This window comes from Deinococcus ficus, from assembly GCF_003444775.1.
Classification (GTDB): domain Bacteria; phylum Deinococcota; class Deinococci; order Deinococcales; family Deinococcaceae; genus Deinococcus; species Deinococcus ficus.
Genome location: NZ_CP021081.1, coordinates 2,366,205 through 2,379,381 on the forward strand (window position 1 = coordinate 2,366,205; position 13,177 = coordinate 2,379,381).

The window sequence follows — 13,177 nt, forward strand, 5'->3', positions numbered from 1 at the left end:
AGTTCAGGTCCGGGCAGGGTGCCGGAAGGTTTCCCGGAAGCGCTGCCCGGCATCGGGTTCGCCGTAGCTTTCCAGCGGACCATGCGGCGTTTCCACCCAGGCATGCCCGGTGATTCCGCCCGGGGTGCGGGCCACGCCACTGACGAACACGGCCGGAAATCCATAGCGCCGCAGGGCGCGGCTGGTCGCGTAGGCGCGCGGCACGCATACGCCCACCCGGGACTGCCGGGGGTACAGCAGCCGCGTCCACCAGCGGACGGCGCCAACAATGTGTTCAACGGTGATTGGGGACGGCTCGGCGTACCGGGCAGTGGGCCCCGCCTCCAGGAAGGCGCGCGGGTCCTGACGGGTCCTCCAGGCCCGGTGGGCGCTCAGGACATCCGGCAAGGTGCGCGGCAGCCAGGGCAGAAGGGCAGGCAGGGTAAGAAAGCGGTCGCGCCACACACGGGCGCGGGTGGGCCGGGCAGTATTCGCTCCGTCGGCGTCGATGCCGCGCATCAGGGTGTCGCGCGTGTCCGGCGGGCCGTACCCGTAGGCCTCCCGGCCGGGGTGGCAGACCCTCCGGAAGGCGGCCCAGGTGCCGCTCGCGCCGAGCTGCGCGGCGCGGTGGGCCAGCTGGTCGTCGGTGAGGCCGTGGCGGGTCATCAGGGTGTGCAGATCGGTGAAGTCCGCGGGTTTCAGGCCGCCCTGGTCGCCACCCCAGCTGCGGTTCAGGATCAGGGCGATCAGGGCGCGGTCCACCGGGGCGGGCAGGTGCAGCGGCAGGCCCTGCCAGTCGTGGACCCGGGCGTCCGCCCACAGGGCCTGGGTGAGGGCCTGCACCTGGGCGCGGGAGCCGATCAGCCAGGCGACTGGGTAGCGGTGCAGGTCCAGGCGGACGTGCCCGCTGGGGCTGTAGAGGTGCGCGGTCTCGTGCGTCCACAGGCGCGGACGGGTGTGATGGTCGTCGGTGGTCCACCCGAGTTGCTGGCCCAGCCTGACAGCGCGGGCGGTGAGGGCAGCGTCGTCGGGGATCAGAAGGTCCACGTCGCCGTAGTAGCGTTCGCCGGGCGTGGCGTACTCGAATTCGGCCAGCGCGAAGCCCTTGAGGGGCATGACGGGAATGCCCGTGCCGGTCCAGGCGGCCAGGAGCGCCCGCAGTTCGCGGCGGATCACGCCGTGCCGCAGGGCCTGGTTCATGTGGTCGGCACGCAGGTCGCCCCGGAGAGGGTGCGTGAGTGGGAGGCGGGCGAAGGCGTACCCGCCGAGGTTCAGGGCGCGAATTAGGGGCAGGTCGGCGGGGCCCAGCTGGGCGGGGTCGCCGGTGATCAGGGTGCGCAGCAGATCGGGCGGGGTGATGGGGGTCACGGAGGGTCCTGGGGGCCGGGGCCGGTCATCGTGCCTTCACTGTAGCGGCCGGGCCGGCGGGGCCGGTGCCCGGCACACTGGTCAGGTGGACCAATCCGACATGGGCGCAGGTGGTATGACTGGAGGCGTCCCCGCGCGTGCCGGGACCCTGCTGGACGCCCCTTCCCGGACCTGACGACAGACTCAAGAGGGGATGGCGTTCTCCTCACCGACGCGTCAGCCCGCACCGGCACAATCAACACGCAGCCCGCCTGCCCTGGAGCCCTGATGACCCGCACCCCTGCCCGCCCCCTTCTAACCCTGACGGCCCTGCTGCCCCTGTGGGGCGCCGCGGTGGCGGGTCCGGCCGTGCCGTCCGGGAAGGGAACGGCGGCCTTGAAGGTGGTGGCGTCGGTGAGCGAGTCGCGGACGGTGACCTCGCCGGACGGCCGGGGGAGTGGCAAGGTGACGTTCACGCTCCAGATCGTTCGGGACGGCGCGAATGCCTACGCGACCACGCGCGTGGCCTATGACGTGCCGCGCGTGGCGTTCGGAACGGGGTTCAGCCATCTGCTGCCCGCCCTGAAGAGCGACCGGCCGCTGTCCATGAGCAACCCCCGGCAGACGCTGGCCTTCCCCCTGGATGCGGCGCGCCCGGTACTGAAGACGGCGTGGCGCAGCCCGGACCTGATGGCGGGTACGGCCGTTCCGGCGCAGCTGTGCGCGGCGGCGCAGCTGAACCTGCAGTTCAACGGGCCGTTCCCCTTCGCGCCCACCGCGACCGACGACGGGCCGGCGATGAAACCGGCGGTCATCGAGTTGCAGGTCTGCGAGACCCGCAAGGGATGACGGCAGAAGGCGGCGGGCGGCCCCGAGGGGGCCGCCCGCCGTCCTTGTCCGGGGTCAGGCCTCGGCCTCGGCGGTCTGCTCGGCGGCCTGAGGTTCAGGCTGCGGGTCGAAATCGTCGCGGGCGCGTTCCACCAGGGTGAGGATGTCGTAGGTGGCGACCAGCGTGTCGTCCTGGTTGCGGATCTCGGCGTGCCACTCGACGACGCCGGTGGGGCGATTCTCGCCGGGGCGCAGGTCCTTGCGGATCTTGCGTTTGCAGGTCAGGCGGGTGCGGATGGTGTCGCCGATCCCGACCGGCTCGACGAAGCGCAGGTTTTCCAGGCCGTAGTTCGCCAGGACCGGGCCGGGCGCGGCGCTCACGAACTGTCCGGCGGCGGCGCTGATCAGGAAGTACCCGTGCGCCACGCGTTTGCCGAAGATGCCTTCCTTGGCGCCGATCTCGTCCACGTGGGCGTAGAAGTGGTCGCCGGTCAGGCCGGCGAAGTTCACGATGTCCGCCTCGGTGACGGTGCGGCGGTGCGTGAGCAGGCTGTCGCCGACCTGGATCTCGTCGAAGTTTTTGCGGAAGGGGTGGACGACGTCCTCGCGGACCTGGGCGCCGGGGATGTGTTCGCGGGTGATGGCGGCGAGGGTGGTGGGGTCGGCCTGCACGGCGACCTTGTTCATGTGGTGCTTCACGCCGGCGATGCCGGCCATCTCGGCGCCGCCGCCGGCGCGGCCGGGGCCGCCGTGCAGCAGCTGTGGCAGGGGGCTACCGTGCCCGGTGCTTTCCTTGGCGTCGTCGCGGTTCAGGACCAGGATGCGGCCGTGGGCGCTCGCCATGCCCAGGACCAGTTCGGTGGCCTCGGCGCGGTCGTGCGTGGCGACGGTGGCGGCCAGGGACCCGCGGCCCATCTTGGTGAGGCGGATGGCGTCCTCGAGGGTGTCGTAGGGCATCAGGGTCGCCACCGGCCCGAAGGCTTCGAGTTCATGTGCGGCGGTGGCGTTCAGCGGGTCGCGGCACAGCAGCAGGGTGGGGTCCAGGAAGGCGCCCTTTTCGCGGTCGCCGCCCAGCAGCTCGGCTTCCTGGCCGCCGATCACGACTTCGGATTCGGCGCGGAACTGTTCCAGGGTCTCGCGCACGCGCTGGCGCTGGTCCACGCTGACCAGGGCGCCCATGCGCACGTCGTCGCGGGCGGGGTCGCCCAGGGTGATCTTGCCGAGTTCCCTGCGCAGCGCCTCGATGACGGCGTCCACGTGCGCGCGGGGCACGATGGGGCGGCGGATGGCGGTGCACTTCTGGCCGGCCTTGCCGGTCATCTCGCGGGCGACTTCCTTGACGAACAGCGTGAACTCGGGGTCCTCGGGTTTCACGCTGAGGCCCAGCACGGCGGCGTTCAGGCTGTCGGCCTCGGCGTTGAAGGGAATGCTGCGCGCCACGATGTTGGGGTGCACCTTCAACTTGTGGGCCGTCGCCGCAGAACCCGTGAAGGCCACCATGTCCTGTTCGAGCAGGTGGTCCAGCAGGTCGCCGGGCTCGCCGGTCACGAGTTGCAGGGCGCCTTCGGGGATCAGGCCGGACGCCACGATGTCGCGCACCACGCGTTCGGTGAGGTACGCGGTCTGCGGGGCGGGCTTGACCAGGGTGGGCATGCCGGCGATGAAGGCCGGGGCGAATTTTTCCAGCATGCCCCACACCGGGAAGTTGTAGGCGTTGATCTGTACGGCCACGCCTTCACGCGGCACGAGCAGGTGGCGGGCCATGAAGGTGCCGCCCTTGCTGAGCATTTCCACCTTGCCTTCCGGGAGGAAGCGTTCGTCCGGCAGTTCGCGGCGGGCCATGCTGCTGTAGCTGAACATGGTGCCGATGCCGCCCTCGATGTCCACCCAGCCGTCGCGGCGGGTGGCGCCGGTCAGGAGGCTCAGGGCGTAGTACGCCTCCTTGCGCTCCATCAGGTAGTTGCCGAGGGCCTTGAGGGCGCGGGCGCGGGCGTGGAAGGTCATGCGGCGCAGGTCGGCGCCCTTCTCGCGCCCGTAGGCGAGGGCCTGGGCGAAGTCCACGCCCTCGCTGGAGATCACGGCGACGGGCCGGCCGTACACGGCGTCGTACAGGGTCTGGCCCTCGGGGTTGCTGTGCCACTGGCCGTACACGTAGGACGCGGGGCGAAGAAGTTCAGGTTGGGTCATCAGGAAGTACCTCGGAAGTCGGGGGTGGGGTGGGGTCAGCTTAACGAACGCGGCCGGTCACGGGCCGCGCAGGGCCGCGGCGATGCCGGGCACGAGTTCCGCCACGGGCCGGCGGATGTCCGCGAAGATCGCCTGGGCGGGCGGTTCCAGGGCAGCGAACTGGCTGTCCAGCAGGGAGGGCGGCATGAAGTGGTCGCGGCCCTGCATGCGCGCGGCGATCACGTCCCGGGGGCCGTGCGCGAACACCAGCGCCACGCCGTCCAGGTCACCGGTCAGGGTGCGCCGGTAGCGGTCCTTCAGGGCGGAGCAGGCCAGCACCAGCGGGTCACCGGCCTGCACGTGTGCGGCCAGCCGGGCGTGCAGGGTCTCCAGCCAGGGCTGGCGGTCCTCGTCGGTGAGGGGCTCGCCGCGCGCCATCTTCTCGCGGTTGCGGGGCGGGTGAAGGTCGTCGGCGTCCAGGAAGGCCCAGCCCAGGTGCGCGGCCAGCGCTCGGCCCAGGGTGGTCTTGCCGCTGCCGGACACGCCCATCACGATCACGGCCCGCGCCGGCTGAGGGGGGGAGGGCACGCCGTTCAGACGCTCTTGAAGCCCTCGAAGGGTTCCTTGCAGGCGTCGCACACGTACAGCCGCTTGCACAGCGTCGGGCCGAAACTCGCGGTCACGCGGACGTTCAGGCTGTGGCAGCGCGGGCAGCGGGTGGGCTCCGGATCCAGCGTGATCAGCTGATCGCCGACCGGGGCGGGCGGGGCGATGCCGTACTGCCGCAGGCGCTCGCGGGCGTCCTCCTGGATCCAGTCGGTCGTCCAGGGCGGCGTGAGGGTGCTGTGCACGGTCACGTCCTGCACGCCCAGGTCCCGCACGGCGTCCACGATGCTCTGGCGGATGACGTGCAGGGCCGGGCAGCCGCTGAAGGTGGGCGTGAAGGTCACGCTGACCTGCCCCTCCTGCACCTGGACCTCGCGGACCATGCCCATGTCCGTGATGCTGACCACCGGGATCTCCGGGTCCGGCACCAGGGACAGGGCGTCCCAGACGTGCTGCGGGGTGATGCGGCTGGGGTTGGCGTGGGGGGCGGTCATGGGGACCTCCTGCGGTCTGGGGTTACCAGACCTGCGCGTCGGCGTGTTCGCGGGCGGTGCTCTGCATCTCGGTCAGGAGGTACAGCAGGGCCTCGCTGTGCTGCGCGCGGGTGAAGGGGTGGCCGTCGCCGGCGGGGACCTGCAGGCCGCTGCGGTCCAGGTGGGCGCGAACCAGGCCGTCCCAGCGGGCGTGCACGGCGGCCGGATCGGGCGTGATGCCGGCCGCGATGAGTTCGGCCTCGCCGTCGGTCGGCTGGAACAGCTGCGCGGTGTAGGCCCACTGGGTGTTCAGGGCGTCCTGCAGGCGGCGCCGGGATTCCTCGGTGCCCAGGCCCAGGCGCTCGACCCACAGGGCGGTGTGCTGCAGGTGGAATTTCTCCTCGCGCACGGCCTTGTTCGCCACCTCGGCCAGCGGGGCGTAGGTGCTGGCGCGCAGGGCGTCCAGGTACAGGGCCTCGAAGGCGTCGTACAGGTACTGGCGCAGCATGGTGAAGGCCCAGTCGCCCTTGGGGAGTTCCACGAGCTGCACGTTGGTGTACTCGCGCGGGCCGCGGAAGAAGGTGAGCTGGTCGGCCTGCTGGCCGTCGAGCTGCTCGCGCAGGGTCAGGTACATCAGGGCGTGCCCGATCTCGTCCTGGGCGATGTTCGCCAGGGCGATGTCCTCTTCGAGGATGGGGGCGTGCCCGGTCCATTCGCTGTCGCGGTGCGCGAGGATGATCTCGTCGTCCGCGAGGGCCTGCAGGCGGGTGATCAGGGCGCGTTTCTGCGTGTCGGTGAGGGTGTCGGCGGTCAGGGCGGGGCGGGACGGGGCGCTGGGGCTGGTCATTGGGGCACCTTCTGGGCGGACGGGGCAGGTCGGGCGTCCGGCGTGGCGGCGGGCCGGGGGGCGGCCTGGGCGTCGGGGGTGCGGCTGGGCATCAGGCCCGCGCGTTTGAGTTCCCCGACGTGCCGGCCGATGGTGCCGTAGTACTGCTGCTGCTTGTAGGTTTTCTCGGCGGCGGGCGCGAACCAGCTTTCCACGGTGTCCGGGCCGTCCTCGGTGCGGGCAAAGGCCTCGTCCGGGATCACCCACCAGGCCAGGGCGTCCGGGTGCTGCGCGCGGGCCTGACGCATGGCGTCCTCGCCGTCTGTGGCGTTCACGGTGCCGGTGAGGTCCACGAAGGTCATGCTGCGCTTGTGGGTGGCCTTGATGCCGACGTGGTACGTGCCGGCCGGGCCGCGGAAGGTGACGCCGCGGGCGATCTCCTCGGGCGTGGCCGAGAGGATGTCCTGTTCGCGCACCACCCACAGGCTCACGGCGGCGGGGCGGCGCACGAAGACGTTGCGGGCGGTGACCAGGGCGTGCTGCGGGTCACCGGCGTGCACGCTGCCCACCGCCTGGTAGGGGCGGCGGTCGTTGTCCTTCTTGAAGACTTCCCAGCGGGGCCACTGGTCGCCCTGGGGGCTGGTGCGGGTCGCGGGGGCGGTCATCAGTCGGCCGCCTGGCTGTGCTGGCGGGTCTCGTAGGCGTTCAGGGCGTCGCGGACCCAGGCGCCGTCGTCGTGGGCGCGGTTGCGGGCTTCCAGGCGGGCGCGGTTCATCTGGCCGTGGCCCTTGACGACCTGCCAGAACTCGTCCCAGTTGATGGGCCCGTGAATCCAGTTGCCCTGCTCGTCCTGGTGCAGCAGGGGGTCGGGGATGGTCAGGCCCGCCTCGATGAGTTCGGGGGCGTGCTCGTTGATGAATTCCTGGCGGACCTCGTCGTTGGTCTTGAGTTTCACGCCCCAGCGCATCAGCTGCGGGGTGTTGGGGCTGTCCTTGTCGCTGGGGCCGAGCATCATCAGGGCCGGCCACCACCAGCGGTCCAGGGCGTCCTGCGCCATCTCGCGCTGCGCGGGGGTGCCCTGCGCGTACGCGACGACCATTTCCTTGCCCTGCTTGTGGTGGAAGGTCTCTTCGGAGCAGATGCGGACCATGGCGCGGCTGTAGGGGCCGTAGCTGGCGCCGGCGAGCATGGTCTGGTTCTTGATGGCGGCGCCGTCCACCAGCCAGCCGATCATGCCGATGTCCGCCCAGGTGAGGGTGGGGTAGTTGAAGATGCTGCTGTACTTGGCCTTGCCGGTCAGCAGGGCGTCGAGCATCTGTTCGCGGGTGGCGCCGAGGGTTTCGGCGGCGTGGTACAGGTACTGTCCGTGGCCGGCCTCGTCCTGCACCTTGGCGATCAGGATCATCTTGCGGTGCAGGCTGGGGGCGCGGGTGATCCAGGCGCCTTCCGGGAGCATGCCCACGACCTCGCTGTGCGCGTGCTGGCTGATCATGCGGATCAGCTGCTGGCGGTACGCGGCGGGCATCCAGTCGCCGGGTTCGATCTTCTCGCCGTTCTGGATGCGGGCCTCGAACGCCGCGAGCTGTTCGGGCGTCTCGGTGGGCAGGGGGGTGGGCTGGGTCACGGTGGGGCCTCCTTGGGGCGGGTGTCCTGCGCGGGCGGGGCTGCGGTCAGCCGGGCACGGGCGGTTACCTAACGAGCGTTAGGCAATTCTAGGCCCCCCCGCCCGGAAACGGAACGCCCCGGGTCACAAAAGCCCTATACCAGTGCAGGAACACCCCCACCCGGCCGCTGCCGTATCCTCGCGGCATGCACACCGCCCCGGCCCGCGATCTGCTCACCCGGTACTACGCCGCCTTCAACGACGGCCGCATGCAGGGGATGCTCGAACTCCTCACCGACGACGTCAAGCACGACATCAACGAGGGTGGCACCGAGATCGGCCGCGACGCCTTCCGGGCGTTCCTGGTCCGCATGAACGCCCACTACCAGGAGCAGGTCCGCAACCTGGTGATCATGGTCAGCGAGGACGGCACGCGCGCCAGCGCGGAGTTCGTCATTCACGGACAGTACGTGAAGACCGACGAGGGCCTGCCCGAGGCGCGCGGCCAGCGCTACGTGCTGCCGGTCGGCGCCTTCTTCACCCTCCGCGACGGCCAGATCGCCCGGGTCACGAACTACTACAACCTGCGCGAATGGTGCCGTCAGGTCGAGGAGTAAGCGCTTGCCGCTGACGGTCACGCCCGTGTCCGGCGCGGCCCTGGCAGACGTGATCCCGGACCTCGCGCGGCTGCGCATCCGGGTGTTCCGCGACTTCCCGTACCTGTACCAGGGCACCCAGGCGTACGAGGAGACGTACCTGCGCACCCTGGCGCAGGCGCCGGACGCCCTGGTCGTCGTGGCCCGGGGCGGCGGGCAGGTGGTGGGTGCCAGCACCGCCCTGCCGCTGATCCACGAGACGCCGGAGGTCCGCGCGCCCTTCCAGGCCCCGGAGTTCGACCCGGCGCGCGTGCTGTACCTGGGCGAGAGCGTGCTGCTGCCCGAGTACCGCGGCCAGGGCGTGGGGCACGCCTTCTTCGACGCCCGGGAGGCCCACGCCGCCCGCCTGGGGCTGGACGTCACGGCCTTCTGCGCGGTGCAGCGCCCCCCGGACCATCCCCGGCGGCCCGCCGGGTACCGCCCGCTGGACGCCTTCTGGCACTCGCGCGGGTACACCGAGCGCCCTGACCTCACCACCGTGATGCACTGGCCGGACCTGGACGAGACGCATGACACGCCCAAGCCCATGCGCTTCTGGGTGCGGACCGCAGCCCCGTGAAGCTCTACCGGCACTGGGCGCGCGCCGACGTGACCTGGACGGACGCCGAGGGCCGGCCGGCCGGGACCGCCGCGTACGCCGGCAGCGACCGCGGCCCCGAGGACGCCCAGGCCCGCGCGGACGCGCTGGCGCAGGCACGGGCCCGCTGGGTGCAGGACCGCAGTGGCCCCGCCGACCCTTTCGGCGGGTACGGCCTGACGAACCGGCCCCTGCGCGAGGCGGTGCTGTGGCGGCAGGACGACCCGGCCGGCCAGCCGCAGGCGGCCCTGACCCGCAGCCGTAACGGGTATGTGGTCCTGAACGCCACGCAGCTGATGATCGTGGACGTGGACCACCTGCCCGGCCCGGGCGCCGGGCAGCACGTCCGCGCGCTGTGGGCCCGGCTGCGGGGCGAACCGCCGCCCGCGCCCCCCACGCCGCTGGACAGCCTGCTGCGGCCCTTCCTGCGCCGGCACCCGGAGTGGTCGGTGCGGGCTTACCGCACGCGGGCCGGGTACCGCCTGCTGGTCACGCACGCCCCGCTGGACGCCCGCGATCCCGCACACCTGCGGCTGATGGGGGAACTGCGCGCCGACCCGCTGTACGTCCGGCTGTGCCGGCTGCAGGGCTGCTACCGCGCCCGCCTGAGCCCCAAACCGCACCGCGCCGGCATGGTCAAGCCCGCCCAGGCGTACCCGTACCGCGACGACCGGGAGCGCGCCGCGCAGCAGGCCTGGGAGGCGCGGTACGCGCAGCGCGCCGCCGGGTACGCCGCCGCGGAACTGGTGGGCGTGTACGGCACAGGCGCGGTGCACCCGGCCCTGGCGCCGCTGGTGCGCCTGCACGACGAGCAGGCCGTGCAGGCAGGCCGGCCCCTGGCCTGAGCGCCGCTTCCTACACTGACGGCATGAGACGGCTGATCGGCAGCGGCGCCCCCTGGGAGGCGCAGGTGGGCTACTCGCGCGCGGTGCGGGTGGGGAACGTGGTGCAGGTGGCGGGCACCACCGCCACCGTGAACGGCGCGGTGGTCGGCGTGAACGACGCCTACGAGCAGACCCGCGTGGCGCTGGAGATTATCCGCGCCGCCCTGGAGGACGCCGGGGCACGCCTGGAGGACGTGGTCCGCACGCGGATGTTCGTCACGGACATCGCCCGCTGGGAGGAGGTCGGGCGGGCGCACGGCGAGGTGTTCGGCGACATCCGCCCGGCGGCGACGATGGTGCAGGTCGCGGGCCTGATCGACCCGGCGCATCTGGTCGAGATCGAGGCGGAGGCGATCGTCTCCTGAACGCGTTGCATCCCGCCCGGAAAAGGCCTAGCGTGGGCCGCACCGCATGACGCACCCCACCCGGCCGATGACCGCGCGCAGCCTGCTGCTGGCCCTCCTGATCACGTTCATCTGGGGCGTGAACTTCGTGGTGATCAAGTGGTCGGTGGCCGACACCTCTCCCCTGCTGGTCGCGGCGCTGCGCTTTCTGGTGGCGGCCCTGCCGGCCGTGTTCTTCATTCCCCGGCCGGCGGTGCCGGCGCGGATCCTGTGGGGGTACGGGCTGGCGGTGGGCGTGGTGCAGTTCGGGCTGCTGTACCTCGCCATTCAGCTGGGCATGAGCGCCGGCATGGGCAGCCTACTGATGCAGACGCAGGCGTTCTTCACGGCGCTGCTGGCCGCGCGGGTGTTCGGGGAGCGCATTCAGCCCTGGCAGGCGGCCGGCATGACCCTGGCCTTCGTGGGCATGGGCGTGATCGGCGCGGCCGCCGGGCACGACGTGCCGCTGGTCCCGCTGCTGATCACCCTGGTCGCCGCGCTGGGCTGGGCGGGCAGCAACCTGATCGTGCGCGCCGCCGGGAACGTGAACGTCTTCTCGCTGGTGATCTGGAGCGCCCTGATCCCCCCCATTCCGCTGACGCTGCTGGCCGGCTTCACCGCCGGCTGGAACGAGATCGCCCGCTCGGTCACGCACGCCAGCTGGCCGTTCTGGGCGGCGATCGTGTTCATGGCCGTGTTCAACACCGTGCTCGGCTTCGGGGTGTGGTCGAAACTCATCCAGATGCACGGCGCCGCCCGGGTCGCGCCACTGTCGCTGCTGGTGCCGGTGTTCGGCATGCTCGCCAGCGCCGTGGCCTTCCAGGAGGGCTTCCCGCCCGGCAAGGTGATCGGGGCGCTGCTGGTGGCCACGGGCCTGCTGCTGCACGTGTTCGGGCAGCGCGCCTGGAAACGGCGCGCCGTCCCGGTCCCCCGCGGCTCCTAGCCTTCCAGGGTGGTGAGGTCGCCGGGGTCCTGGCCCAGCGCCTGGGCGCGCAGGACGCGGCGCATGATCTTGCCGCTGCGGGTCTTGGGCAGGCTGTCCACCACGCGAATCTCGGCGGGCGCGGCGATCGGGCCGAGCTGGTGGCGGACGTGTTCGGTGATGCTGGCCCGCAGGCCGCGCCCCACCTGCGTCTCGTACCCGAGGCCCTGGCGCAGGATCACGTGCGCGATGATCGCCTCGCCCTTTAGGGCGTCCGGAATGCCGATCACGGCCGCCTCCGCCACGGCCGGATGGCTGACCAGGGCGTCTTCCACGTCGGCGCTGCCGATGCGGTGCCCGGCGACCGAGAGCACATCGTCGCTGCGGCCCAGGATGCTGATATAGCCGTCCTCGTCCTTCATGGCGAGGTCGCCGCTGGTGTACCCGGCGGGGTTCTCGTTCCAGACGGCCGCGTACTTCTCGTCGTTGCCGTGCACGCCGCGCATCATGCTGGGGAACGGGCGCCGGATCACCAGGTACCCCTGCTCGCCAACGGCGACCGGGGCGCCCTGCTCGTCCACCACGTCGGCGTCCACGCCGGCCAGCGCCTTCCCGGCGTACCCGGGCCGGACCGGCCAGCGGGCGTGCGTGCCGATGGTGGGGGCGCCCAGTTCGGTCTGCCACCAGTTGTCGATCACCACGGCGTGCGCTCCCTCGCCGGTTCCGCCGGCCACGTGTTCCTGCGCCCAGCGCCACGCCTCGGGGTTCAGGGCCTCGCCGGCGCAGGCGACCACGCGCAGCGTGGACAGGTCGTAGGGTTTCAGGACCGCCTCGCCCAGTTTCATGAACAGGCGCAGGGCGGTCGGCGCGGTGAACAGCACGTTCACGCCGAACTTCTCGATCAGGCGCCACAGCACGCCGGTGTCCGGGAAGTCCGGCGCGCCCTCGCGGAACATCACGGTGCTGCCGGACACCAGCGGCCCGTACACGATGTAGCTGTGTCCCACGATCCAGCCGATGTCGCTGGTGCAGAAGAAGACGTCGCCGGGGTGCACGTCCAGCAGGGCCTTCATGTGGTAACTGGTGCCCACCATGTACCCGCCGTGCGTGTGCACCACGCCCTTGGGTTTCCCGGTGCTGCCGGACGTGTACAGGATGAACAGCGGGTGCTCGGCCTCCACGGATTCCGCCGGGGCGCGCCCGCGGGTCATCAGGTCCTCCCAGGCGACGGTGCGCATGTCGTGCTCACGGTGCAGGGTCTTGATGCGTTCCAGCAGCACCAGGTAATCCACGCTGATGAGGTCCCCGATCGCCTCGGCGGCCGTGGCGTACAGGTCCACCAGTTTGCCGCGGCGGTACCCGACGTCGGCGGTGATCACGACCTTCGCCCCGGCGTCCTGAATGCGGTCCCGCAGGGCCGACACGCCCAGCCCGGCGTACACCACGCTGTGCACCGCGCCGATGCGGGCGCAGGCCAGCATGGCGATCACACCTTCCGGGGTGAGCGGCATGTAGATCACCACCCGGTCGCCGCGTTCCACCCCGATGGACTTCAAACCGGCCGCGAAGCGCTCCACCCGGTCCAGCAGCGTGCCGTAGGTGTAGATGTGCGCCTGCTCGTCCTCGGACACCCAGATCAGCGCGGCGCGGGTGCGGGCCTCGCCGCGCGCGTGGCGGTCCAGGGCGTTCAGGGTGATGTTCGTCTCGCCGTCCGCGAACCACTGGTGGTGCGGCCGGTCCCAGCGCAGCGCCTGCGTGGGCGGTCTGGTCCACTCGTGCTCCTGGGCCTGCGCCAGCCAGAAGCCGTCCGGGTCGGCGCGGGCGTGCTCGATGTCGGCCGCGGGGTCGTAGCGCAGGCGGGCCAGCACGCTCTGCGGCGTGGGCATGCGGTCAGCGGGGCGTTCGGGCGTTCGTTCGGTCATGCGGC

At 71.6% G+C, this 13,177-nt stretch carries 14 protein-coding genes; 6 read left to right on the forward strand and 8 right to left on the reverse strand.

Features of this window, described 5'->3' with window-relative positions; translation table 11 throughout:
• Nucleotides 1-3 precede the first annotated feature (3 nt).
• On the reverse strand, nt 4-1,347 hold the full coding sequence (locus DFI_RS11550) for a lasso peptide biosynthesis B2 protein (RefSeq protein ID WP_043778574.1): 1,344 nt from the start codon (nt 1,345-1,347) through the stop codon (nt 4-6).
• Between the two features lie 267 nt (nt 1,348-1,614).
• Between DFI_RS11550 and DFI_RS11555 the strand changes: the two genes are divergently transcribed.
• Entirely contained in the window at nt 1,615-2,175 is a 561-nt protein-coding gene (locus DFI_RS11555; protein WP_027463405.1) for a hypothetical protein, read from the forward strand.
• A gap of 54 nt (nt 2,176-2,229) precedes the next feature.
• On the opposite strand, the gene paaZ is transcribed toward DFI_RS11555, so the two are convergent.
• From paaZ to paaA, 6 genes are read right to left on the reverse strand one after another with little or no spacing between them, the layout of a single operon-like run.
• Complete coding sequence (gene paaZ / locus DFI_RS11560) at nt 2,230-4,341, reverse strand: phenylacetic acid degradation bifunctional protein PaaZ (RefSeq protein ID WP_027463406.1); 2,112 nt, start codon at nt 4,339-4,341, stop codon at nt 2,230-2,232.
• Nucleotides 4,342-4,398: 57 nt separating this feature from the next.
• Nucleotides 4,399-4,908, reverse strand: coding sequence for a gluconokinase (locus DFI_RS11565; RefSeq protein WP_244940270.1), 510 nt, complete (start codon nt 4,906-4,908; stop codon nt 4,399-4,401).
• A 5-nt stretch (nt 4,909-4,913) separates the two neighbouring features.
• Nucleotides 4,914-5,420 (reverse strand): 1,2-phenylacetyl-CoA epoxidase subunit PaaD, encoded by a 507-nt coding sequence (gene paaD, locus DFI_RS11570; RefSeq protein ID WP_027463408.1) that lies wholly within the window; start codon nt 5,418-5,420, stop codon nt 4,914-4,916.
• A 22-nt stretch (nt 5,421-5,442) separates the two neighbouring features.
• Nucleotides 5,443-6,246 carry a 1,2-phenylacetyl-CoA epoxidase subunit PaaC gene (gene paaC / locus DFI_RS11575; protein ID WP_051307949.1) on the reverse strand — a complete coding sequence of 268 codons (804 nt, stop codon included), beginning with the start codon at nt 6,244-6,246 and terminating at the stop codon, nt 5,443-5,445.
• Nucleotides 6,243-6,890 carry a phenylacetic acid degradation protein gene (locus DFI_RS11580; RefSeq protein WP_081425889.1) on the reverse strand — a complete coding sequence of 216 codons (648 nt, stop codon included), beginning with the start codon at nt 6,888-6,890 and terminating at the stop codon, nt 6,243-6,245. The genes paaC and DFI_RS11580 overlap by 4 nt, the downstream gene beginning before the upstream one ends.
• Nucleotides 6,890-7,849 carry a 1,2-phenylacetyl-CoA epoxidase subunit PaaA gene (paaA, locus tag DFI_RS11585; RefSeq protein ID WP_051307951.1) on the reverse strand — a complete coding sequence of 320 codons (960 nt, stop codon included), beginning with the start codon at nt 7,847-7,849 and terminating at the stop codon, nt 6,890-6,892. Before paaA ends, DFI_RS11580 begins: the two co-directional genes overlap by 1 nt.
• A 185-nt stretch (nt 7,850-8,034) precedes the next feature.
• Here paaA and DFI_RS11590 point away from each other — a divergent pair, with 185 nt between their 5' ends.
• The 5 genes from DFI_RS11590 to DFI_RS11610 are packed head-to-tail and all read left to right on the forward strand — an operon-like array spanning nt 8,035 to nt 11,271.
• Nucleotides 8,035-8,445 (forward strand): ketosteroid isomerase-related protein, encoded by a 411-nt coding sequence (locus tag DFI_RS11590; RefSeq protein ID WP_022801154.1) that lies wholly within the window; start codon nt 8,035-8,037, stop codon nt 8,443-8,445.
• A gap of 4 nt (nt 8,446-8,449) precedes the next feature.
• Nucleotides 8,450-9,043, forward strand: coding sequence for a GNAT family N-acetyltransferase (locus DFI_RS11595; protein ID WP_027463411.1), 594 nt, complete (start codon nt 8,450-8,452; stop codon nt 9,041-9,043).
• Nucleotides 9,040-9,906, forward strand: coding sequence for a hypothetical protein (locus tag DFI_RS11600; protein ID WP_027463412.1), 867 nt, complete (start codon nt 9,040-9,042; stop codon nt 9,904-9,906). Before DFI_RS11595 ends, DFI_RS11600 begins: the two co-directional genes overlap by 4 nt.
• A gap of 23 nt (nt 9,907-9,929) precedes the next feature.
• Nucleotides 9,930-10,310 (forward strand): RidA family protein, encoded by a 381-nt coding sequence (locus tag DFI_RS11605; protein WP_027463413.1) that lies wholly within the window; start codon nt 9,930-9,932, stop codon nt 10,308-10,310.
• Nucleotides 10,311-10,356: 46 nt separating this feature from the next.
• A complete protein-coding gene (locus tag DFI_RS11610; protein ID WP_027463414.1) occupies nt 10,357-11,271 on the forward strand; it encodes an EamA family transporter in 915 nt (304 codons plus the stop codon).
• On the opposite strand, the gene DFI_RS11615 is transcribed toward DFI_RS11610, so the two are convergent.
• Entirely contained in the window at nt 11,268-13,172 is a 1,905-nt protein-coding gene (locus tag DFI_RS11615; protein WP_027463415.1) for an acetate--CoA ligase, read from the reverse strand. The genes DFI_RS11610 and DFI_RS11615 overlap by 4 nt on opposite strands.
• Between the last annotated feature and the right edge of the window lie 5 nt (nt 13,173-13,177).

Bases quoted from the DNA above. Each gene is read 5' to 3' on its own strand.
- paaD (WP_027463408.1), bottom strand. From the start codon at position 5,420: ATGACCGCCCCCCACGCCAACCCCAGCCGCATCACCCCGCAGCACGTC.
- DFI_RS11610 (WP_027463414.1), top strand. From the start codon at position 10,357: ATGACGCACCCCACCCGGCCGATGACCGCGCGCAGCCTGCTGCTGGCC.
- DFI_RS11580 (WP_081425889.1), bottom strand. From the start codon at position 6,890: ATGACCGCCCCCGCGACCCGCACCAGCCCCCAGGGCGACCAGTGGCCC.
- paaZ (WP_027463406.1), bottom strand. From the start codon at position 4,341: ATGACCCAACCTGAACTTCTTCGCCCCGCGTCCTACGTGTACGGCCAG.
- DFI_RS11555 (WP_027463405.1), top strand. From the start codon at position 1,615: ATGACCCGCACCCCTGCCCGCCCCCTTCTAACCCTGACGGCCCTGCTG.
- DFI_RS11590 (WP_022801154.1), top strand. From the start codon at position 8,035: ATGCACACCGCCCCGGCCCGCGATCTGCTCACCCGGTACTACGCCGCC.
- DFI_RS11615 (WP_027463415.1), bottom strand. From the start codon at position 13,172: ATGACCGAACGAACGCCCGAACGCCCCGCTGACCGCATGCCCACGCCG.
- DFI_RS11605 (WP_027463413.1), top strand. From the start codon at position 9,930: ATGAGACGGCTGATCGGCAGCGGCGCCCCCTGGGAGGCGCAGGTGGGC.
- paaC (WP_051307949.1), bottom strand. From the start codon at position 6,246: ATGACCAGCCCCAGCGCCCCGTCCCGCCCCGCCCTGACCGCCGACACC.